General features: G+C 73.9%; 16 protein-coding genes. 12 read left to right on the forward strand and 4 right to left on the reverse strand.

Annotated elements, in window-relative coordinates:
- Positions 1 to 23: 23 nt before the first annotated feature.
- The 3 genes from ACYVAP_RS06490 (at position 24) to ACYVAP_RS06500 (ending at position 3,066) form a co-directional block, all read left to right on the forward strand.
- Complete coding sequence (locus tag ACYVAP_RS06490) at positions 24 to 929, forward strand: hypothetical protein (protein WP_498860033.1); 906 nt, start codon at positions 24 to 26, stop codon at positions 927 to 929.
- Positions 926 to 1,978, forward strand: a complete 1,053-nt coding sequence (locus ACYVAP_RS06495) for a DUF8094 domain-containing protein (RefSeq protein WP_498860034.1) — start codon at positions 926 to 928, stop codon at positions 1,976 to 1,978. The genes ACYVAP_RS06490 and ACYVAP_RS06495 overlap by 4 nt, the downstream gene beginning before the upstream one ends.
- Before the next feature lie 185 nt (positions 1,979 to 2,163).
- The gene (locus ACYVAP_RS06500) at positions 2,164 to 3,066 is read left to right on the forward strand and encodes a co-chaperone YbbN (RefSeq protein WP_137770500.1); all 903 of its coding nucleotides are present in this window, start codon (positions 2,164 to 2,166) and stop codon (positions 3,064 to 3,066) included.
- A 102-nt stretch (positions 3,067 to 3,168) separates the two neighbouring features.
- On the opposite strand, the gene glgB is transcribed toward ACYVAP_RS06500, so the two are convergent.
- From glgB to glgX, 3 genes are all read right to left on the reverse strand, one after another.
- Positions 3,169 to 5,421: a 1,4-alpha-glucan-branching protein gene (gene glgB / locus ACYVAP_RS06505; RefSeq protein WP_498860035.1), complete on the reverse strand. Its 2,253-nt coding sequence runs from the start codon at positions 5,419 to 5,421 to the stop codon at positions 3,169 to 3,171.
- Positions 5,411 to 7,447 carry an alpha-1,4-glucan--maltose-1-phosphate maltosyltransferase gene (locus tag ACYVAP_RS06510; protein WP_498860436.1) on the reverse strand — a complete coding sequence of 679 codons (2,037 nt, stop codon included), beginning with the start codon at positions 7,445 to 7,447 and terminating at the stop codon, positions 5,411 to 5,413. Before ACYVAP_RS06510 ends, glgB begins: the two co-directional genes overlap by 11 nt.
- 187 nt (positions 7,448 to 7,634) lie before the next feature.
- Positions 7,635 to 9,869: a glycogen debranching protein gene (glgX, locus tag ACYVAP_RS06515; RefSeq protein WP_498860036.1), complete on the reverse strand. Its 2,235-nt coding sequence runs from the start codon at positions 9,867 to 9,869 to the stop codon at positions 7,635 to 7,637.
- A 231-nt stretch (positions 9,870 to 10,100) separates the two neighbouring features.
- Here glgX and ACYVAP_RS06520 point away from each other — a divergent pair, with 231 nt between their 5' ends.
- The 9 genes from ACYVAP_RS06520 (at position 10,101) to ACYVAP_RS06560 (ending at position 19,161) form a co-directional block, all read left to right on the forward strand.
- Positions 10,101 to 11,243 (forward strand): AAA family ATPase, encoded by a 1,143-nt coding sequence (locus tag ACYVAP_RS06520; RefSeq protein ID WP_498860037.1) that lies wholly within the window; start codon positions 10,101 to 10,103, stop codon positions 11,241 to 11,243.
- 35 nt (positions 11,244 to 11,278) lie between these two features.
- Positions 11,279 to 12,175 carry a DUF58 domain-containing protein gene (locus ACYVAP_RS06525; protein WP_137770503.1) on the forward strand — a complete coding sequence of 299 codons (897 nt, stop codon included), beginning with the start codon at positions 11,279 to 11,281 and terminating at the stop codon, positions 12,173 to 12,175.
- The gene (locus ACYVAP_RS06530; RefSeq protein WP_498860038.1) at positions 12,162 to 12,674 is read left to right on the forward strand and encodes a hypothetical protein; all 513 of its coding nucleotides are present in this window, start codon (positions 12,162 to 12,164) and stop codon (positions 12,672 to 12,674) included. The genes ACYVAP_RS06525 and ACYVAP_RS06530 overlap by 14 nt, the downstream gene beginning before the upstream one ends.
- The gene (locus tag ACYVAP_RS06535) at positions 12,665 to 13,687 is read left to right on the forward strand and encodes a vWA domain-containing protein (RefSeq protein ID WP_498860039.1); all 1,023 of its coding nucleotides are present in this window, start codon (positions 12,665 to 12,667) and stop codon (positions 13,685 to 13,687) included. The genes ACYVAP_RS06530 and ACYVAP_RS06535 overlap by 10 nt, the downstream gene beginning before the upstream one ends.
- The gene (locus ACYVAP_RS06540; protein WP_498860040.1) at positions 13,684 to 14,688 is read left to right on the forward strand and encodes a vWA domain-containing protein; all 1,005 of its coding nucleotides are present in this window, start codon (positions 13,684 to 13,686) and stop codon (positions 14,686 to 14,688) included. Before ACYVAP_RS06535 ends, ACYVAP_RS06540 begins: the two co-directional genes overlap by 4 nt.
- The gene (locus tag ACYVAP_RS06545; RefSeq protein ID WP_498860041.1) at positions 14,685 to 15,656 is read left to right on the forward strand and encodes a hypothetical protein; all 972 of its coding nucleotides are present in this window, start codon (positions 14,685 to 14,687) and stop codon (positions 15,654 to 15,656) included. Before ACYVAP_RS06540 ends, ACYVAP_RS06545 begins: the two co-directional genes overlap by 4 nt.
- Positions 15,650 to 16,846, forward strand: coding sequence for a cysteine desulfurase family protein (locus ACYVAP_RS06550; protein ID WP_498860042.1), 1,197 nt, complete (start codon positions 15,650 to 15,652; stop codon positions 16,844 to 16,846). The genes ACYVAP_RS06545 and ACYVAP_RS06550 overlap by 7 nt, the downstream gene beginning before the upstream one ends.
- A 93-nt stretch (positions 16,847 to 16,939) precedes the next feature.
- Entirely contained in the window at positions 16,940 to 18,031 is a 1,092-nt protein-coding gene (mnmA, locus tag ACYVAP_RS06555) for a tRNA 2-thiouridine(34) synthase MnmA (protein WP_264451563.1), read from the forward strand.
- Entirely contained in the window at positions 18,028 to 19,161 is a 1,134-nt protein-coding gene (locus ACYVAP_RS06560; RefSeq protein WP_498860043.1) for an amino acid adenylation domain-containing protein, read from the forward strand. The genes mnmA and ACYVAP_RS06560 overlap by 4 nt, the downstream gene beginning before the upstream one ends.
- 28 nt (positions 19,162 to 19,189) lie before the next feature.
- On the opposite strand, the gene ACYVAP_RS06565 is transcribed toward ACYVAP_RS06560, so the two are convergent.
- On the reverse strand, positions 19,190 to 20,053 hold the full coding sequence (locus ACYVAP_RS06565; protein ID WP_498860044.1) for a hypothetical protein: 864 nt from the start codon (positions 20,051 to 20,053) through the stop codon (positions 19,190 to 19,192).
- Between the last annotated feature and the right edge of the window lie 48 nt (positions 20,054 to 20,101).

Genomic DNA, 20,101 nt, shown 5'->3' on the forward strand with positions numbered 1-20,101 from the left:
TGAAACTCGAAGGAGCTGCCACCGTGCAACGTCTGCTGGCCATCCTGCTGGTCCTGATCGGAGTGATCGGTCTCGTGCTGGGCCGTCTCGGAGAGACCACCTGGGCTCCCGCGACCGAGGTCACGGCGACCGCGGAGCTCGCCGACGCCGGCCCCGCCGTCGTCATCGATCCCGGAGTGCTGTACATCGGCGGCAAGGAGGGCACGGTCACGGTGACCGGTGCCTCCGACGTCTCCGTCATCACCGCCCCCGAGGGCGACGTGACCGCCTACCTTCACGGCACGAAGTACACCCGCATCACGGGCGCGAGCGACTGGTCCACGCTGACCACCGAGGTCGTGGGCGCGGACGGCGCGACCGAGATCGATGACCCGACCAGCTCGGACCTGTGGCTCACGGTGGAGACCTCCCCGAGCCCCGCGACGATCGACATCGCCGACTACGCGGCCGCGGAGACCGGGGACGAGGAGCAGGAGTACCGCCCGATCCTCCTGGTCACGGACGGGAAGTCCGCGGGCGCGGAGAAGGTCAGCATCACCTGGCCGGTCGAGGCGGAGAACCGCTGGGTGCCCTTCGCCTACGCGGGCGGCGCCGCGATCGCCGTGATCGGCCTCGTGCTGCTCGTGGTCTCCCTGGGCGGCGGCCGCCGCCGCAGCGAGGAGATCGAGGACGCGGACGGGAGCGCGGAGGGCGAGGAGCCTGTCGCCGCCGCCGATCCCACCGAGGAGCTGCCGCGCGCGGAGGACGGCGGCGCCCCGCTCGCGCCCACCTCGTCGAGCGCTGCCGGCGCCGCCACCGCGGCCTCCGACCGGACTCCTCCCACCGCCCCCACCGCCCCGGAGGCCCCGGCCTCCGCCGACGACGCCGACCTCTGGTCCGTGGTCGACGAGGACCAGCGCCGCGCCGAGTCCCCCGAGGAGGACCGATGACCAGCCCCCGCCCCCGCACCGTCGCCCGGCGTCGCCTCGTGCTCGGTGGAGGCGGTCTCGCCCTCGCCGGCCTGCTCGCCGCGTGCGCCGAGACCCCCGAGGCCCCGCCCGCCGCCGAGGCCGGCCCCACCCTCGCCGAGCCCACCCCCAACACCACCGTGGGCCAGCTCACGACCGTCGTCACCGAGATCAGCGCGGCCGTCGCCGCGGCGGACAAGGCCCGGGACGCGGGCAAGCTGGCACCCCGCGTCGTCGGCTCCGTCGCCGCGTTCCGCAAGGCGATGTACGGCCTCATCGAGAAGGACGACCAGTGGGCGGAGGACCTCACCGCTCCCGGCGACGCGCTCATGGTCCCCATGACCTCGACGGACGCCGAGTTCCCGCGCACCGCGATCGCGCTGGTCGCGAGCTCCGCGAAGGACGGCGTGCCGATGTTCATGGCGCTCCAGCAGGCCGATGCCCGCTCCCCGTACACCACCTGGGGCTGGGCGCAGCAGGCGAGCGGCGTCGAGATGCCGGAGGTCCCCGCGGATGTCGTGGGCTCCGCTCCGGTCACCCCGGACACCGACGACCTGCTGATGACCCCGAAGGACGCCCTCGCGCTCTACGCGAAGGTGCTCTCCGACGGCGACGCCGCCGACAAGGACGACAAGCTCGCCGAGAACCCCTTCCAGACCGAGACCCACAAGCGCATCCAGACGGAGCGCAAGGAGCTCAACGCGGGCGTCGAGAAGGACGAGGTGGCCACCATCAAGGAGGTGTTCACGGTCGTCGAGGACGAGTTCGCCGGTCTGCGCACCGCGGACGGCGGCGCCATCGTGCTCGCGACCCTCACCTCGGTGCGGAAGGTGTCGATCAAGGACGGCGCGACCGTGCGCTACGCCGAGGACAACAAGTACACGACGGTGATCGGCACCAAGGAGTTCACCAAGGAGTTCATCCGCGAGTTCGGCACCCAGGTCGCCGTGTACATCCCCGCGAAGGACTCCGACGCCCAGGTCCAGCCCATCGGCGCGACCCAGACCGCGACGGGCACGAGCGGCTCCTGACCGGCTCTCCCCGTGACGCGCCCCGGGACCCCGCCATGGCGGGCCCGGGGCGCTGTCGTCCCGGTGCGCTCCCGCCCGGGGACGCTCCCGCGGCGCGGCGCACAGCCGCTGGCGAACACGAGCGGCCGGCAGCCGCCGGCTTCGTAGACTGAGGGGGTTTCCGCCCCCGTCGAAGGAGCTCCTCCGTGTCCGATCCCTACGGCATCATCGATCTCGCCCAGCTCAAGCAGCCCGCGGGGGACGCGGTCGGCGCGTCCGGCACCGCCGGCCCCTACGAGGTCGCGGTCACCGAGCAGGGGCTCGAGCAGCTCATCGCCGACTCCCAGCAGGTCGCGACGCTGCTGCTCGTCACGAGCTCCCGCGTCCCCGAGGGCGAGGCCTTCCTGCAGTCGCTCCGCGACGGCGTGACCGCGCGCGGCGGCGCCGTGCGCCTCGCGGTCGTCGACGCCGACACCCAGCCCCGCGTCGCGGGCGCCCTCCGCGTGCAGCAGCTGCCCACGCTCCTCCTGCTCCTGCAGGGCCAGCTCCAGCCGATCGTGGACTCCGTGCTCGGCGCGGAGGAGATCGGCCCGCTGCTCGACCAGGTCGTCCAGCTCGCCCAGCAGCAGGGCATGGACGTCTCCGGCGCCGCGGCCGGCGCCGACGACGCGGCCGACGCCCCGGCGGAGGAGCCCCTTGACCCGCTGATCGCCGAGGCCTACGCCGCGATCGAGCGCGGGGACCTCGACGCCGCCGTCGACGCCTACGACCGCCGCCTCCAGCAGAGCCCGGCGGACGACGAGGCGAAGGCCGGACGCGCCACCGTCGAGCTCATGCGTCGCACCCAGCAGGCCGATCCCGCGGCCGCCCGCACCGCCGCCGCCGAGGCCCCCGCCGATCTCGACGCGCAGCTGCTCGTCGCGGACCTCGACATGCTCGGCGGCCATGTCGACGACGCCTTCGGGCGCCTGCTGGACCTCCTGCGCGGCGCCGACCAGGAGACGAAGGACGCCGTGCGCGCCCGGCTGCTCGAGCTGTTCGAGGTCGCCGGAGCCGAGGACCCGCGGGTGGGCCCGGCGCGGCGCCGCCTCGCGAACCTCCTCTACTGAGCGCGCGCACCCGGCCGCTGCCCCGTCGGGCGGCCGGATGATGCACGAGGGCCTGCCCGATCCGCGGATCGGGCAGGCCCTCGTGCATCGGAGGCGGCGCGCTCAGCCCTCGCGGAGCCGTGCGGGCACGAGGACCACGGCGCCGAGCGGCGGGACCGCGAGCCGCACGGAGTGCTCCCGGCCGTGCGCCGCCACCGTCTCGGCGTGGACGCGGCCCAGGTTGCCCACGCCGCTGCCGCCGTAGACGGTCGCGTCGGAGTTGAGGACCTCGAGCCAGGTGCCGCCCTCGGGCAGCGGGACCCGCAGGTCCAGCCACGGCTCGGGGGAGAAGCTCAGCACCACGACGACCGGGTCCCCGGCGCCGTCGCGGCGCACGAACGCCACGAGGTTGTGGCCCGCGTCGTCCCCGATCAGCCACTCGAAGCCCGCGGGGTCCTGGTCCAGCTCGTGGAGGGCCGGGAGCTCCGCCTGCAGCGCGTTGAGGTCCTTCACGAGCTGCTGGACGCCGCGGTGCAGCGGGTACTCGACGAGCCACCAGGGCAGGCCGTCCTGCTCCGACCACTCGGTGCCCTGGGCGAACTCGCTGCCCATGAACAGCAGCTGCTTGCCCGGATGGGTCCACTGCAGGGCCAGGTAGACGCGCAGCGAGGCGGCCTGCTGCCAGTCGTCGCCGGGCGCCTTGCGCAGCAGCGAGCCCTTGCCGTGGACGACCTCGTCGTGGGAGATCGGCAGCACGAAGTTCTCGGAGTACTGGTAGACCATCGAGAAGGTCAGCTCGCCGTGGTGGTGCTGACGGTGCACCGGGTCCTCGCCGAGGTACTCGAGGGTGTCGTGCATCCAGCCCATGTTCCACTTGAAGCCGAAGCCCAGCCCGCCGGCGTCCGTGGGGCGCGTGACCCCGGGGAACGAGGTGGACTCCTCGGCGATCATGACGATGCCCGGGGCCCGCTTGTAGGCGGTCGCGTTGGCCTCCTGGAGGAAGGCGATCGCCTCGAGGTCCTCCCTCCCGCCGTGGACGTTGGGCACCCACTGGCCCTCCTCGCGGGAGTAGTCCAGGTAGAGCATCGAGGCGACGGCGTCCACGCGCAGGCCGTCGACGTGGAACTCCTCGAGCCAGTAGCAGGCGTTGGCGACGAGGAAGTTGCGCACCTCGTGGCGTCCCACGTCGAACACGTAGGTGCCCCAGTCGGGGTGCTCGCCGCGCCGCGGGTCCGCGTGCTCGTACAGGGGCGTGCCGTCGAAGCGGCCCAGGGCCCACTCGTCCTTGGGGAAGTGGGCGGGCACCCAGTCCATGATCACGCCGATCCCCGCCGCGTGCAGGGCGTCGATCAGCGCGCGCAGCTCGTCCGGGGAGCCCAGCCGCGAGGTGGGGGCGTAGTAGCCGGTCACCTGGTATCCCCAGGAGCCGCCGAAGGGGTGCTCGGCGAGCGGCATGAACTCCACGTGCGTGAAGCCCATCTCGACCACGTAGTCCACGAGCTCCGTCGCGAGCTCGGTGTAGCCGAGGCCCGGTCGCCAGCTCGGCAGGTGCAGCTCGTAGATCGACATGCGGGAGCTCACTGGCTGCTGCTGCGCGCGCTGGGCGAGCCAGGCGTCGTCCGTCCACTCGTAGTCGCTCTCGGCGACGATCGACCCCGTCGCGGGCGGGACCTCGGCGCGGCGGGCCATCGGGTCCGCCTTGTCCCGCCAGGTGCCGTCGGCGCCGAGGATCCGGAACTTGTAGACCTCTCCCGCTCCGATCCCGGGCAGGAAGATCTCCCACACGCCGGAGGCGCCGAGGGAGCGCAGGGCGGTCTGCTGGCCGTCCCAGCCGGAGAACGCGCCGATGACCTGCACGGCCCGCGCCCCGGGGGCCCAGACCGCGAAGGAGGTGCCCCGCACGCCGTCGACGGTGCGCACGTGCGCGCCGAGCGCGCGCCACAGCTCCTCGTGGCGGCCCTCGCGGATGAGGTGCAGGTCGAGCTCGCCGAGCGTGGGCAGGAAGCGGTACGGGTCCTCGACCTCGACCGCGGGCTCCCCGGCGGCCCAGGTCACCCGCAGCCGGTAGCGCTCGATCTCGGGACGGTCGACGACCGCGACCCAGATGCCGTCGTACTCGTGCTCCATCGGGACGGAGGTGCCGTCCTCGAGCACCACCTCGACCGCGTGCGCGAGCGGCTTGAGCGCGCGGACGGTCACGGCGCCCTCGTAGGGCTGGGCCCCGAGCACGGAGTGCGGGTCGTGGTAGGAGCCGGTCGCGGCCGCGCCGAGCTCGTGGACCTCGAGCTGGAGACGGGAGGGGCCGGCGGCGGATGTCGTCCGGTCCCCGGCGGGTCCGGCGCCTGCGGGGACGACGGGGGTCGCGTCATCGGACATGGGGGTCCTCCTCGGGTCGGACGATGCGCAGCACGTGCGCGGGGCGGTCGTGCGGGTCGAGGATGACGAAGGGGTCCTCGCCCCAGGTGAAGCGCTCCCCGGTGAGCAGGTCCTCGACCTCGAAGGACGCGCCGACGTCGAGGGCGCCGAGGTCCAGGGAGAGGCGGGTCCAGGCGCCCCGGTCGTGCACGGTGAGCGAGGCGACGAGCACCGTGTCCGCCTGCCCGGTGGGGGACTCGTCGGCCGGCAGGTGCTTGGAGAACACGACGACGTCCTCGTCCTCCGCCTCGTGGAAGCGGATCGTGGTGAGGGTCTGCAGGGCCGGGTGCTCGCGACGGATCCGGTTGAGGTCGCCCAGCAGCGGCTCGAGGCTCGTGCCCTGGGCGAGCGCCCCGGCGAAGTCGCGCGGCCGGTACTCGTACTTCTCGTTGTCGATCTGCTCCTCCGCGCCCGGGCGGGGGACGTCCTCGACGAGCTCGTAGCCGGAGTAGATGCCCCAGGTGGGCACGAGGGTCGCGGCGAGAATCGCCCGCAGCGCGAAGGCCGCCCGGCCCCCGGAGCTCATGAACGGGGTGAGGATGTCGTGGGTCGTCGGCCAGAAGCTGGGGCGCATGTAGGGGGCCGCCTCGACGAGCTCCTCGAGGTACTCCTGGAGCTCGGCGGGGGTGTGGCGCCAGGTGAAGTAGGTGTAGCTCTGGTGGAAGCCGACCTTGCCCAGGGTGTGCATCATCGTGGGGCGGGTGAACGCCTCGGCGAGGAAGACGACCTCGGGGTGCTTCTCGTCGAACTCCGCGAGCAGCTGCTCCCAGAAGCGCACGGGCTTCGTGTGCGGGTTGTCCACCCGGAACAGGGTCACGCCGTGCTCGACCCAGAGCTCGAGCACGTCGCGGATGGCCGCGTACAGGCCCTCGTAGTCCGTGTCGAAGCTCAGCGGGTAGATGTCCTGGTACTTCTTCGGCGGGTTCTCGGCGTAGGCGATCGAGCCGTCCGGCCGCACGACGAACCACTCGGGGTGCTCGGTGACCCAGGGATGGTCCGGCGAGCACTGCAGGGCCACGTCGAGGGCGACCTCGAGGTCGAGCTCCTTCGCGCGGGCGACGAAGGCGTCGAAGTCCTCCATGGTGCCGAGGTCCGGGTGGATCGCGTCGTGGCCGCCCTCCGCGGCGCCGATCGCGTAGGGGGAGCCGGGATCGCCCGGCCGCGGGTCCAGCGAGTTGTTGCGGCCCTTGCGGAAGGCGGTGCCGATCGGGTGGATCGGGGTCAGGTAGGCGACGTCGAAGCCCATCGCGGCGACGCGGTCCAGGGAGTCGGCCGCGGTGCGCAGCGTGCCGGAGACCCAGCCGCTCTCCGGGTCGAAGCGCGCGCCCTCGGAGCGGGGGAACATCTCGTACCAGGAGCCGAACAGGGCGCGGGGACGGTGCACGACGAGCGCGTGGGGGCCGGAGACCGTGACCCCCTCGCGCAGCGGGCGCACGTCGAGCACCCCGCGGAGGTCCGCGGCGAGCGCCGGGGCCACCCGCGCGGCGGGGGAGAGGGAGGAGTCCTGGAGGCTCGCGATCGCGGCCTCGAGCAGGGGGCGGTCCGCGGCGGGGCGGGTGCCGTCGGCGACCTCGGCGAGGGCGGCGCGCAGCACGGCGACGCCCTCGGCGCACACGAGCGGCTCGTCGATGCCGGCGGGGATCTTCACCTCCGCCACGTGGGCCCAGGTGTCGTACGGCGAGGAGAAGGCCTCGATCCGGAAGGACCAGTGACCCGCGGAGTCCGGGCGCACGTGCGTCTCCCACAGGTCCAGGCCGGGGTTCGTCGAGCGCAGGCGGCGCACGGTCTCGGCGCCCTGCGGGTCCGTGAGCACCACCTGCACGCCCATCGCGTCGTGGCCCTCGCGGAAGGCGTTCGCCGTGATCCGCACGCTCTCGCCGACGACGCACGAGGCGGGGAACCGACCGCCGTCGACCACGGGGGTGACGCCCATGATCGGGATCCGGCCGACGCCGGCGTCCAGCGGGCCCGGCGCCGTGGCTGCCACGGCCGGGGCGGCGGTGGTGGCCGGTGCGGCGTGCTGCGGCGGGCGGCTCCCGCTCCCGGTGGGAGCGGTGGTCGCCGGGGTCCGGTCCAGGGGGGACGACGAAGATGACACGAGCTCTCCTGACTGCGCGGACGCGCGCCCGCACCCGGGCGCGGTGACGGTGCTCACCCTAGCCGTCCCGCCGGGGTCAGGGCTCCGCGATCCCGACGACGAGGACGCTCCCGGGGGCGATCAGGCGGGAGCCCGGGGCCAGGGGAGCGGAGGGGAGGGAGGACATGTCCTCGAGATCGCTGTCGAAGAGCACTCGGGCGACCCCCTGCGGCCAGGGCGCGCCGGGGAGGTGCAGCGGCACCGGCTCGGACTCCGCGGAGACGACGATCAGCAGGTGCTCGGTCGCCTCCCCGGTGCCGGGCTCGCCCGGGATCCCGGGCCGGAGCATGGCGAGCAGGTGCCGGGTGGGGTCCATCCAGTCGGCATGGGTCATGCCCTCGCCGTCGGCGCGGAACCAGGCGACCTGCCCCGGGTCCAGGGCCTCGGCGTGAGCGGGCTGGAGGAAGTGAGGGGGGCGCAGCGAGGGGTAGGCCGCCCGCAGCTGCAGGAGCCGTCGCACGGCCTCCCGCTGGACGCGGGCGAGCTCGTCGACGTCCCAGCTCAGCCACGAGATCTCGTTGTCCTGGCAGTACGCGTTGTTGTTGCCGCGCTGGGTGCGGGCGATCTCGTCCCCGGCGGTGAGCATGGGGGTGCCGGAGGCGAGGATCAGGGTCGCGAGCAGCGCCCGCTGGGTGCGCAGCCGCTCCCGGCGCAGGGACTCCCGCGCGGCACCGCCCTCGGGTCCGTCCTCGGGCTCGCCCTCGACGCCGTGGTTCCACGAGCGGTTGTTCCCGGTGCCGTCCCGGTTCTCCTCGCCGTTGGCCTCGTTGTGCTTCTCCTCGTAGGCCGTGAGGTCGTGGAGGGTGAAGCCGTCGTGCGCGCTCACGTAGTTCACGGATGCCCAGGGGGAGCGGAGGCTGCGCCCCGGCGGCAGGTGCTCGGGGTCGCCGCCGGTGAACAGGTCGCTCGATCCCGCGAGCCGGGTCGCGAGATCGCGGACCCCGCCGACCGCCCGGTCGCCGGAGCGCTCGCGGTGGGCGCGGTCGGAGAGCCAGAAGGAGCGCACGTCGTCGCGGAAGGCGTCGTTCCACTCGGCGAAGGGCGGCGGGAAGGCGCCCGTCTGCCAGCCGCCGGTGCCCACGTCCCAGGGCTCGGCGATGAGCTTCACCCCGCGCAGCACCGGGTCGGTGACGATCGCGCGCAGCAGCGGGTGGTCGGGGCGGAAGCCGCCCGCGTCCCGGCCGAGCGTCGCAGCGAGGTCGAAGCGGAAGCCGTCCACGTGCATCTCCTGGACCCAGTACCGCAGGGAGCCCAGCACGAGGTCCACGACGTGCACGGAGGTCGCGTCGAGGGTGCCGCCGGTGCCTGTGACGTCCTGGAAGGAGCCGTGGTCCATCGCGTAGTAGGCGAGGTTGTCCAGTCCCCGCAGGGACAGCGAGGGACCCTCCGCGCCGCCCTCCGCGGTGTGGTTGTAGACGACGTCGAGGATGACCTCGAGGCCGGCCGCGTGGAGGCTGCGGATCATGGTCCGCACCTCGTCGAGCACGGCCTGCGCGCCGGCGCGCTGGGCGGCGGCGGTCGCGAGCGAGGGCTCGGGGGCGAAGAAGGAGAGCGAGGAGTAGCCCCAGTAGTTCGTGAGGCCGAGGCGGGTCAGGTGCGGCTCGTCCATCGCCGCGTGGATCGGCAGCAGCTCGACGGAGGTCACCCCGAGCTCGCGCAGGTAGCCGGTGACCGCGGGATGGCCGAGCCCCGCGTAGGTGCCGCGCAGCGGGGCCGGCAGCCCCGGGTGGAGGCGGGTGAAACCCTTGACGTGGAGCTCGTAGAGCACGGTCGCGTCCCAGTCCACGAGCGGGCGCAGGTCGCCCTGCCAGTCGAAGTCGTCCCCCACGACGACGGACCACACCGCCTCGGGGCCCGAGTCCACGGGGCTCGGCTCGGCGGCGGAGCCGACGGCCTCGAGCATCGAGTCCACCTCGAACGGGAAGAAGGAGCTCAGCAGCGGCGAGGCGTGCGAGATGCCGCGGGCCGTGGGGTCCAGCAGCAGCTGGCGCGGGTTGCCGAACAGCCCGGCGGCGGGGTCCCAGGGTCCCTCGACCCGCAGCCCGTAGTGGGTGCCGGGCAGCATGCCGGTCACGTGGTCCCAGCGCAGGCCGCCGTCGAAGTGCCGCAGGCGCTGGCGCCGCTCCGCCCCGGAGGAGCGCACGCACAGGTCCACCGCGGTCGCACGCGGGGCGGCGACGGCGAAGGTCCCGCGTCCCAGCTCGTCCACGACGAGCCCGGGGGAGGTGGGCGCGAGCGGCGGGGTCGCGCGGTCGAATCGGTCTGCCTGCACCCGCGCATTCTCCCACCCGGGGGCCGGCCGCCGTCCCCGCGCCTGAGCCGCGGCGACGCGACCTGGACCACAGCGGCTAGGATCGGCCGGGTGCCCCGCGCTCCGCTCCGGGGAGGGCCGGGCGCCGGCGCGGCCCGGGGGAGCCGGGACCCGCACCGCAGCGGACCTCACGGTCCGTCCACGACCGCAGACCGCTAGGCGCACGCCGCTCCGACGGGGGACACGCAGCACATGACACAGCCACCCATCCCGCAGCCCGCTGCGCGCGGCGCCGCGGCCCAGCCGTCCCCCCAGGGCCCAGCCTCCGGGCATCCCGCCCCCGCGCAGCCCGGCGCGCAGGCGCCCGGCCGCCCCCGCCGCAGCGGCGACTTCGCCGCCCCGGGCGGCTCCGCGATCGCCCCGGGGGACATGGAGCGCAGCGCGGAGATCGTGCGCACCATCTCGCGGGTCTTCGGCTCCCGCGTCGTGGGCCAGGAGAACCTCCGGCTGACCCTGCTCACCGCGCTCGCCGCGGGCGGCCACGTGCTGCTCGAGTCCGTGCCCGGCCTGGCCAAGACGACCGCCGCCTCGGCGCTCGCCTCCGCGATCTCCGGATCGTTCTCACGCATCCAGTGCACGCCCGACCTCATGCCGAACGACATCATCGGCACGCAGATCTTCAACTACGGCACGAGCACCTTCACGACCCAGCTGGGCCCCGTGCACGCGAACGTCGTGCTGCTCGACGAGGTGAACCGCTCGAGCGCGAAGACCCAGTCCGCGATGCTCGAGGCGATGCAGGAGCGGCAGACCTCCATCGGCGGCGAGATCCATCGCCTCCCCGAGCCGTTCATGGTGCTCGCGACCCAGAACCCGATCGAGGAGGAGGGCACCTACGTCCTCCCCGAGGCGCAGATGGACCGCTTCCTCATGAAGGAGGTGCTCACCTACCCGCGCCCCGGCGAGGAGCACGAGATCCTCGACCGCTCCACCGCGGGCAGCCTCACCGGGCCCCGCGAGAGCGTGGGCACCGTCTCCCTCGAGGACATCCGCTTCCTCCAGGAGAAGGTCGACCAGGTCCACGTCGACCCGGCCGTCAAGCGCTACATCATCGACCTCGTCTTCACCACGCGCGGCTCCGGCCCCCGCCCCGTCCCGAACCTCACGCAGTCCGTGCGCGTCGGCGCGAGCCCCCGCGGCTCCCTCGCGCTGATGCGGGTGGGACAGGCGCACGCCCTGCTCCACGGCCGCGACTACGTCACCCCGGACGACGTCCGCGCCATGCGCTACGGCGTGCTGCGCCACCGCCTCGTGCTGACCTTCGACGCCCTCGCCGGCGGCATCAAGCCCGAGCAGATCATCGACGCGGTCTTCCACGCCGTGCCGATGCCCTGATCGGTGCCCACGAGCACGCGGAAGGAGGTCACGCCATGGCGACCTCGCTGATCACCCGGGTCAAGGCCCGGGTGGACCTGCACACCTCCCACCGCGCCCGGGGACTGATCCAGGGCCGCGGCCGCTCCCTGTTCAAGGGCAGCGGCGAGGACTTCGACGACCTGAAGTACTACCAGCCCGGGGACAAGATCTCCGACATCGACTGGAAGGCGACGGCCCGCTCCGGCGAGCCGCTCATCCGCCAGTTCAACGAGGAGCGCGTGCGCCACCTCTCGATCGTCGCGGACACCTCCTCCGCCATGTCCGCGACCGCGGCCGACGGCACCTCCAAGCGCGACGCCGCCGTGATGGCCGCGGGCTTCATCTGCTTCCTCGCCCAGCGCAGCGGTGACCTCGTGGGGCTCGTCGGCGGCTCCGAGCGCTCGCCGATGCAGCTGCCCGCGCGCTCGAGCGACGGCCACCTCGAGCTGCTGCTGCGCTCGATCCAGCAGGGCACCACGGCGAGCTCCCCGGCGCCGGACAGCGCCTGGCTGCTCGAGCGCGCCTTCCGCGTGACCAGCCGCTCCACCCTCATGACGATCATCACCGACGAGGCGCACCCCTCCGTCGAGGACTTCGCCTCGCTGCGCCGTCTCACGACCCGCCACGACGTGCTCGTGGTGCGGATCCGGGACGCGGACCCGCTGCAGGCGGAGGCGCTCGAGAACGACGTGGTGGACATCGAGGACCCGCGGGACCTGACCTCGCTCGCCCGCACCTCGAAGCGCGTGCGCCGGGACGTGGAGAACTATCGCCGCGCCCGTGAGGAGGGCATCACCGAGATGCTCGACCGCCTCCACCTCACGCACGTGATCACCGAGGGGGAGTCCACCGTCGTCGAGGACATGATCGCCATGCTCCGCTCCCGGGAGTACCGCCATGCCCGTGCCTGAGCCCCTGCTCGCCGCGGGCACCGTGCTCGCCGAGCCCGCCCCGCCGGAGATCATCGACCCGCCGCAGTACTCCGTCGCCTGGCTGATCCTCGCCGCGCTGTGCGTGATCGTCGTGGCCGCGCTGATCGTGGGCACGCTGCGCATCACCCGCGGCATCGAGCGGCGCATCGCCTACCGGGCCCGGCCCACGGACGTCGACACCCTGAAGGCGGAGTTCCTGCGCGCGGTCAACGACCTCGCCGACCGCCACGAGGCGGGGGAGCTCGACGCCCGCGAGGGCCACCAGGAGCTCACCGCGATCATGCGCCGCTTCGTGCGGCGCACCACGGGGCACGACGTCACGAGCCAGGATGTCGGCACGCTCCGCGCCGACCCCCGCACCCGCGAGGTGGGCGAGCTGATCGCCGCGCTCTACGAGCCGGACTTCGCCGCCGCCCCGGACACCGCGCTGCGCGACTCCGTGCGCCGCGCCCGGGAGGTGGTGCGCCGATGGTCATGACCCTGTGGTGGGTGACCCTCCTGCTCCTGCTCGCCGCGATCGCGGTCTGGGCGATCACCTTCTGGAACCGCCGGGCGATGCGGCGCTCCCCGGTGGTGGTCGCGAACAGCCGATTCATGGACCGCATCCCGAGCTTCACGCGCGCCCAGCGGGTCGCCGGCGTGCTCCGGGTGGCGCTCGTCGGCGTCACCGTGATCGGTGTGCTCTCCTCCTCGGTGCTCTCCGGGCGGGTGGCCTCCGAGCGTATCGAGACGCCGTCCTTCGCCTCGCGGGACATCGTGCTGTGCCTGGACGTCTCCGGGTCGATGTACGAGTACGACACCCAGATCCTCGCCACCTTCGCAGAGCTCGTGGACTCCTTCGACGGGGAGCGGGTGGCGCTGTCGATCTTCAACTCGACCAGCCGCACGGTCTTCCCGCTCACCAACGACTACGACCTCATCGAGAAGCAGCTGCGGGAGGGATCCGAGGCGATCGACTTCGACGAGTTCGGCTACCGACTGGGCCAGCGCGACTACTCCGAGGACAAGGTGCGCCAGTACGTCGACTTCGTCGACGGCACCCGCGGCGTCGCGGACCAGGCCTCGATCGTGCCCGACGGCCTCGCCTCGTGCGCCCAGCTGTTCGACCAGGCGGAGCAGGACCGCTCCCGCTCGATCATCTTCGCGACGGACAACGAGGTCAACGGCGAGTCGATCTTCACCCTCGACGAGGCGGCGGACGCTGTCACCGCGCGGGACATCTCGCTGTTCACCTTCTACCCGGGCGCCTACGAATGCGGTCCCGAGTGCCTCGAGGAGCTCCGCAGCGCCACGGAGTCCCATGACGGGAAGCTCTACCAGTCCTCGGACCCGCAGGCGATCCCGACGATCATCCAGCAGATCCAGAGGAGCCAGGCCCAGGAGATGGGGGCGGAGCCGGTGCTCGTGCGCAGCGACCACCCCGGACCGATGTTCGTGCTCACGCTGCTCGCGCTGATGGCCGTCCTCGCGCTCGGATGGAGGTCGCGATGATCCGCCTCGATCCCCTGCTCACGCCGTGGGCGGCGGTCCCGCTGTTCGGCGCGATGCTCGTGCTGTGCGTGGTGCTGCTGGTGCGGCGGCCGCGCCAGCGCACGGCCTGGCTGCGGCGCTGCCTGATGGTCCTGCTGCTGCTCGTCGTCGCCCTGCGCCCCGTGACGCCGCTCGACGACCGCCAGACGCAGCGCATGGACGCGAACGTGTTCTTCGTCGTGGACCGCACCGGATCGATGAACGCCGAGGACTACGGGGCCGACGGCGACCAGCCCCGGCTCGACGGCGTCAAGGCCGACATGACCCGGATCATGGGCATGACCGAGGGCGCCCGCTACTCGATCATCGCCTTCGACTCGACCGCGACCCAGCAGCTGCCGCTGACGACCGACGCGGGCGCCGCCAAGGCCTGGATCGACACGCTCACCACCGAGCCCACCGACTACTCGAAGGGCTCGAACGTGGACCGGCCGCTGCAGGCGCTGACGACAGCGGTCACCGAGACCCAGCGGGAGGACCCTGACTCCTCGGTCCTCGTCTACGTGCTCTCCGACGGGGAGAACACCGACGGCAAGGAGACCCAGCCGTACTCCGCCGTCGCCGGATTCGTGGAGGGCGGCGGCGTGCTCGGCTACGGCACCGCCGAGGGCGGCCCGATGAAGGCGCAGGGCGGCGCCCACGACGGGGACTACATCACCGACGGATCGGGCCAGCAGGGGCTGTCGAAGATCGACGAGAAGCAGCTGCAGACGATCGCCGGGCAGCTGGGCGTGCCCTATCTGCACCGGACCTCGCCGGACGAGCCGATCGAGGGCACCATGGACGGCGTGACGCTGCGCCCGGTGCCGATCGAGTCCACCCGCGAGACGACGAACTTCCGCGACTGGTACTGGATCGCGGCGATCCCGCTCGCCGCCCTGATGATCTGGGAGCTCGGCGAGATGACCTATCGCCTGCCCCGCAAGCTCGACCGGCACGACCTCGAAGGAGCCTCGCGATGAGCGCACCCGTGCAGGATCAGCCCTCGTCGACCCCGGCGACCCCGTCGGCCCCGTCGTCGGGCCCGTCCGGACGGCCCGAGGGGGACCCGCTGCACCAGGACGCAGGCGGTCGCCCGGCGGACTTCGGGCTGAACCGGCGCCGGCTGCGCCGCACGCGGATCATCGTCTTCGCGGTGCTCGCGCTGCCGATCCTCGCGCTGTCCCTGCTCGCGGTGAAGTTCGTGTCGATGCCGATCACGCAGGCGTACCACCAGTCCGCCTACGGCGACGGCGACTACGAGGGTGCGATCGAGCGCCTCGCGCCGGTCTGGGTGGTCAACCGCTTCGAGCCCTACCTCCCGCACCTGACCAAGGGCACGGACCTGCTGCGGCAGGGGAAGGACGCGGAGGCCGAGGAGGAGCTGCGGGCCTCCCTCACCGCCTGGCAGGAGGGCACGGACCTCAACCAGCCGGCCCACGCCCAGTGCAAGATCCTCAACAACCTCGCGATCTCCATCGAGAACCAGGCCGACGAGCTCACCGATCCCACCCAGAAGGCGGATCGCCTGTACGAGGCCGAGGAGCTGCTCGCTCCCTGCGCGGGCGGCGGCGGTGGCGGAGAGGGCGAGGGCCAGGGCGGCGGAGGCGGCGGCACCGGCAACGAGGACGAGGGCACAACCGGGGGCAACGGCGAGCGCATCAAGGAGAAGCGCCGCGAGGCCGACGAGCAGGCCGGCAAGGACCCCGACGCGCGCGGCGAGGACGGTTCCGGAGGGGAGGAGCCCGGGAACGGCGGGCCCATAGACCCCGGCACCCCGAAGCACGAGGACCCGGAGGGCGACGGCCCCACCGAGGAGGCCACGACCGAGGGACCCACCGAGGACCCGGACAAGGGCGACGAGCTCGAGCAGCGCAACCGCGACGCCCAGGGCGGCGAGGGTGAGGAGACCGAGGGCGGCACCGACGAGGACCCGTCCCAGCCATGGTGAGCGCCCCCGATCCTGAGGAGAGCGCGCCCCGTCGCGCCTACCTCGACCATGCGGCGACGACGGTCCTGCGACCGGCCGCGGCCGAGGCCTACCTGCGCGCCGCGGCCGTGCGCGGCAATCCCTCCGCGACGCACGCCTCGGGCCGCGCGGCCCGGGCGGTGCTCGACGACGCCGTCGGGGAGATCGGCGAGCTGCTCAGCGTGCCCCGCAGCTGGCTGATCATGACCTCCGGCGGCACCGAGGCGGACAACCTCGCCCTCCGCGCGGCGCCGCTCGGCGTGCTCGCGCAGGACCCCTCCCGCACCGCGGTCGCCGTCTGCGCGACGGACCACCCCGCCGTGCTCGCGACGGCGCGCTCCCTCGCCCCGACGCTCGAGGCGCGCGAGCTGCCCGTCGACGCCGCGGGGCTGCTGGACGCCGGGGCGGTCGAGCAGGTGCTCGCCGACGGCGCCGTCGGCGTCCTCAGCGCGGCGCTCGTGAACAACGAGACCGGGGCGCGGCAGGACATCGCCGCCCTCGCCGCCGCGGCCCGCCGCCACGGCACCCTCGTGCACACCGACGCCGTGCAGGCGCTCGGCCACGTCGACCTCCCCGCCCTCGAGGACCTCGACCTCATGTCGCTGACCGGCCACAAGATCGGCGCCCCGGTGGGCGTCGGCGTGCTCGTCGCCCGGCCCGAGGTGCCCTTCGCCGCGCTCTCGACCGGCGGCGGCCAGCAGCGCGGCGTGCGCTCGGGCACGCTCGACGGACCGCACGCGGCGGCCTTCGCCGCGGCGCTGCGGGAGGTGCTCGCGGAGCGGGCCGAGCAGGCGGGCCGGCTGCGGGAGCTCGCGGCGCGACTGCGCGCGGGGATCGCGCGGATCGACCCGGAGGCCCGCTTCACCCTCCCCGAGGACTCCCCGCAGTCCGGGCACATCGTGCACGTGGTCTTCCCCGGTGCGGACTCGGACGCGCTGCTGTTCCTGCTCGACGAGCGCGGGGTGGACAGCTCCGCGGGGTCCGCGTGCTCCGCAGGTGTCACCCAGCACAGCCCCGTCCTCGCGGCGATGGGCATGGACGCCGCCCGCTCGCGCGGGGCGCTCCGGCTCTCGCTGGGGTGGACGAGCACCGCGGAGGACATCGACCTGCTGCTCGCGGCGCTGCCGGAGTCGCTGCGGCGCGCACGGGCCGTGGGCGCGCTCGCCCGCTGAGCCGGGCGGCTGGACGCATCTCACGCCTCGCGGGTGCGGGGGAGCGGGGCACGGCTCCGTAGACTCGCCCGGGACACGGAGGAGGTGCGCGGGATGAAGGTGCTCGCGGCGATGAGCGGCGGGGTGGACTCCGCCGTGGCGGCGGCCCGCGCCGCCGAGGCCGGCCACGAGGTGGTGGGCGTGCACATGGCGCTGTCGACCTCGCGCGAGGCGCGGCGCACCGGATCGCGCGGCTGCTGCACGGTCGAGGACGCGGAGGACGCCCGCCGTGCGGCGGAGCGGATCGGCATCCCCTTCTACGTGTGGGACCTCTCCGCGGACTTCCACGACCTCGTCGTCGAGGACTTCCTCGCCGAGTACGCCGCCGGCCGCACCCCGAACCCGTGCGTGCGCTGCAACGAGCGCATCAAGTTCGCCTCCCTCCTCGAGCGGGCCACCCTGCTGGGCTTCGACGCCGTCTGCACCGGCCACTACGCCTCCGTTCGCGCGGAGGGCCCGGGCGGCGCCGCCTCGCTGCATCGTTCGCGGGACGCCCGCAAGGACCAGTCCTACGTGCTCGCCGTGATGGGCCCGGAGGCCGCGGCCCGCTCCCTGTTCCCGCTCGGGGAGATGGAGGACAAGGCGGCCGTGCGCGCCGAGGCCCGCGAGCGCCGGCTCGGCGTCTCCACGAAGCCGGACAGCTACGACATCTGCTTCATCCCCGACGGCGACACCCGCGGCTTCCTCGAGCGGAGCCTCGGCGAGGCTCCCGGCGAGGTCGTCGACACCGAGGGCGCCGTGCTCGGCCACCACCGCGGGACACACGGCTTCACCGTCGGCCAGCGCAAGGGTCTCGGCGTGGAGCGTCCCGCGGAGGACGGCCGCCCCCGCTACGTCGTCGACGTCGACCCCGCCTCCCGTCGTGTCGTCATCGGTGCCTCCGAGCTGCTCTCCACCACGGAGCTCGAGGCGACGGACCTCGTCACCTTCGAGGAGCTCGAGCCGGGCCGTGCGGTCTCCGCGCAGATCCGCGCCCACGGCGAGGCCGTGCCCGCGCAGGTCTCCTCGATCCCGTCCGAGGGCGACCCGCTGCTGCGGGTGCACCTCGAGCAGCCGGTGCGCGGCGTCGCCGCCGGCCAGACCCTCGTCCTCTACGACGGCGACCGCGTGCTCGCCGCCGCGACCCTGGAGCGCCGCACCGCATGAGCCCCGCCCCGACCCTCGTCACCCTCGCTGGTGACGGCACCTTCCGCGCCCCCGATGCCTCCCGCATCGAGCGGCTGGACCTGCCCGCGGATCCGCCGCTCGCCGCGCTGATGCGTCTGCGCGCCCTGCTCGGCGACGACCTCGATGCGCAGATCGCGACCCGGCTCGCGCTGCCCGCCGCCCTCGGCTCGGACCCCACGGACCACCTGCTCCCCGCGACGCTCTCCCTGCTCTCCGGCATCACGGGGGACCTCGCCCCCTACGGCTGGCGGATCGGCCCGGGCCTCGGCCGGGCCTGGGCGCATGCGACGGACCTGCGCGGCCGGATGCTCGACGCGGCCCGCATCGCCCTGCTCGGCTTCGAGGGACCGCTGCAGAGCACCGTGCTGGGACCGGCGACCCTCGCCGCCTCGACCTTCGTCGCGACCGGGGAGCGGACGCTCTCGGACACGGGCGCCGTGCGGGACCTGCCGCTGCTGCTCGCCGAGGGGCTCGCGGAGCACCTGCACGCCCTGCGCGAGCGGGTCCCCGGCGCCGCGCCGCACCTGCTCGTGCGGGAGGACGCCGTTACGGCCGTGGTCGCCGGTTCGATCCCCACCCCCTCGGGGCGCCGCCACTACGACCCGGTGCCGCCGGCGCGCGTGGCCCTGCTCTGGCAGAGCCTGCTCGAGGCCCTGCGCACGGGCGCGGGGCTCGATCCCGCGCAGGTGACGCTCGGGGTGGGCGCCGACGCACGGCTGATCGCGGAGGCCCGCACCGCGGGCGCCCGCCGGCTCGCCCTCGCCCCGCGCCGCCTCCCCGCCCTCGCGGGGGCCGGGCGGGCGCTCTGGGAGGAGATCGCGAACGCGCACGAGGCGGGCGTGGCGCTCGAGCTCGTCGTGGACCCGCGCCCGGCCGGCGGCATGGAGCGGGAGCTCGGGGCGGTGCTGCGGATCTGGCACGAGCTGGGCTACGCGGAGTCCGACGCCGCCGGGTTCACCCTCATCGCCCACACGGGCGCCTCCCACCGCGTCCACGAGGGACGCACCGACCCTTCCACGGCCCCCGCCATCGAGGACCTCCTGGACGAGGACGCGCTGGTCGCGCTGCTGCGCGCCGCCCCCGCCTGGGCGGAGCGCGTCGCGGACTGACCGGCGCGAGGGCCGGCGACGCGCCGGCTCAGGAGCCGTTGACGAGGTCGCTGTCCTCGGTGAGCGCGTCCTCGGGGCCGACGGGGAACGCCTCGAGCCGGGGATCGGCGAGGATCGCCGCCACGAGCTCCGCGGATCCCGCGACGATCGTCGAGTCCCAGTCGATCTCGGACGCGAGCGCCCACTCGTGGCCCGCGGGCCACAGCAGCTGCGGGGTCATGCCGGCACCCCACTCCTCGGACCATCCCCACCCCGCGGTGCGCGGCCAGGACGGGTCGGCGAGCTCGCCCGCGGAGGTGGAGAAAAGGAGCATCTCCCGGCCCGGCCAGTCGAGGAAGGGGCCGCTGAGCGCCCGCGCGCGGACGTCGCGGGGCACCGCGTGCTCCGTGACCGGGGCGGTGTCGGGAAGGTCGTCGGCCTCCCCGTCGGTGACCAGCACGACAAAGCGCACGCCGCCGTCATGCAGCTCGCCGTGCCCCGTCCAGAGACCGGCGACGAGCTGCTCCGGGGTCGAGGTGGCCGGGGCGAGATGCTCGGTGAGCGCCGCGAGCAGGTCGGTGTCCAGCAGCCCCTGCTCGGGGGACTGCACGCTCCAGTCCCCGGGCAGCTCCGGATCCTGCTCACCGCCGGTCAGGGAGCGCCACTGGACCAGCGGATGCATGGTCGCGCCCGTGCGGGCGGCGACGTCCGCCCAGCGCCATCGGCCCTCCTCGACCGTCCTCGGGATCCCCCAGGAATCGGTGTCGGCCGGATCGACCCGCCACGCCGGGACCGGGTGCAGGATGCGCGCATAGGCCTCGAAGCCGGTGCCGGCCACGCCGTCCACCTGCGCCCAGCCGCCGGCGCGTGCCAGCAGCCAGCCACCGGCCCGCACGTCCTCCATCAGCTCCATCCCGGCACCCTATCGACGCGAACGGGGGATCGAGGGGGAGCGGGGTGG

The sequence above is a fragment of the Brachybacterium horti genome (assembly GCF_054777615.1).

What these genes read in the sequence shown, in the direction of transcription:
- ACYVAP_RS06495 (WP_498860034.1), top strand. Translation starts at nt 926, where the DNA reads ATGACCAGCCCCCGCCCCCGCACCGTCGCCCGGCGTCGCCTCGTGCTC.
- glgB (WP_498860035.1), bottom strand. Translation starts at nt 5,421, where the DNA reads ATGTCCGATGACGCGACCCCCGTCGTCCCCGCAGGCGCCGGACCCGCC.
- ACYVAP_RS06520 (WP_498860037.1), top strand. Translation starts at nt 10,101, where the DNA reads ATGACACAGCCACCCATCCCGCAGCCCGCTGCGCGCGGCGCCGCGGCC.
- ACYVAP_RS06525 (WP_137770503.1), top strand. Translation starts at nt 11,279, where the DNA reads ATGGCGACCTCGCTGATCACCCGGGTCAAGGCCCGGGTGGACCTGCAC.
- ACYVAP_RS06530 (WP_498860038.1), top strand. Translation starts at nt 12,162, where the DNA reads ATGCCCGTGCCTGAGCCCCTGCTCGCCGCGGGCACCGTGCTCGCCGAG.
- ACYVAP_RS06535 (WP_498860039.1), top strand. Translation starts at nt 12,665, where the DNA reads ATGGTCATGACCCTGTGGTGGGTGACCCTCCTGCTCCTGCTCGCCGCG.
- ACYVAP_RS06540 (WP_498860040.1), top strand. Translation starts at nt 13,684, where the DNA reads ATGATCCGCCTCGATCCCCTGCTCACGCCGTGGGCGGCGGTCCCGCTG.
- ACYVAP_RS06545 (WP_498860041.1), top strand. Translation starts at nt 14,685, where the DNA reads ATGAGCGCACCCGTGCAGGATCAGCCCTCGTCGACCCCGGCGACCCCG.
- ACYVAP_RS06550 (WP_498860042.1), top strand. Translation starts at nt 15,650, where the DNA reads ATGGTGAGCGCCCCCGATCCTGAGGAGAGCGCGCCCCGTCGCGCCTAC.
- mnmA (WP_264451563.1), top strand. Translation starts at nt 16,940, where the DNA reads ATGAAGGTGCTCGCGGCGATGAGCGGCGGGGTGGACTCCGCCGTGGCG.
- ACYVAP_RS06560 (WP_498860043.1), top strand. Translation starts at nt 18,028, where the DNA reads ATGAGCCCCGCCCCGACCCTCGTCACCCTCGCTGGTGACGGCACCTTC.
- ACYVAP_RS06565 (WP_498860044.1), bottom strand. Translation starts at nt 20,053, where the DNA reads ATGGAGCTGATGGAGGACGTGCGGGCCGGTGGCTGGCTGCTGGCACGC.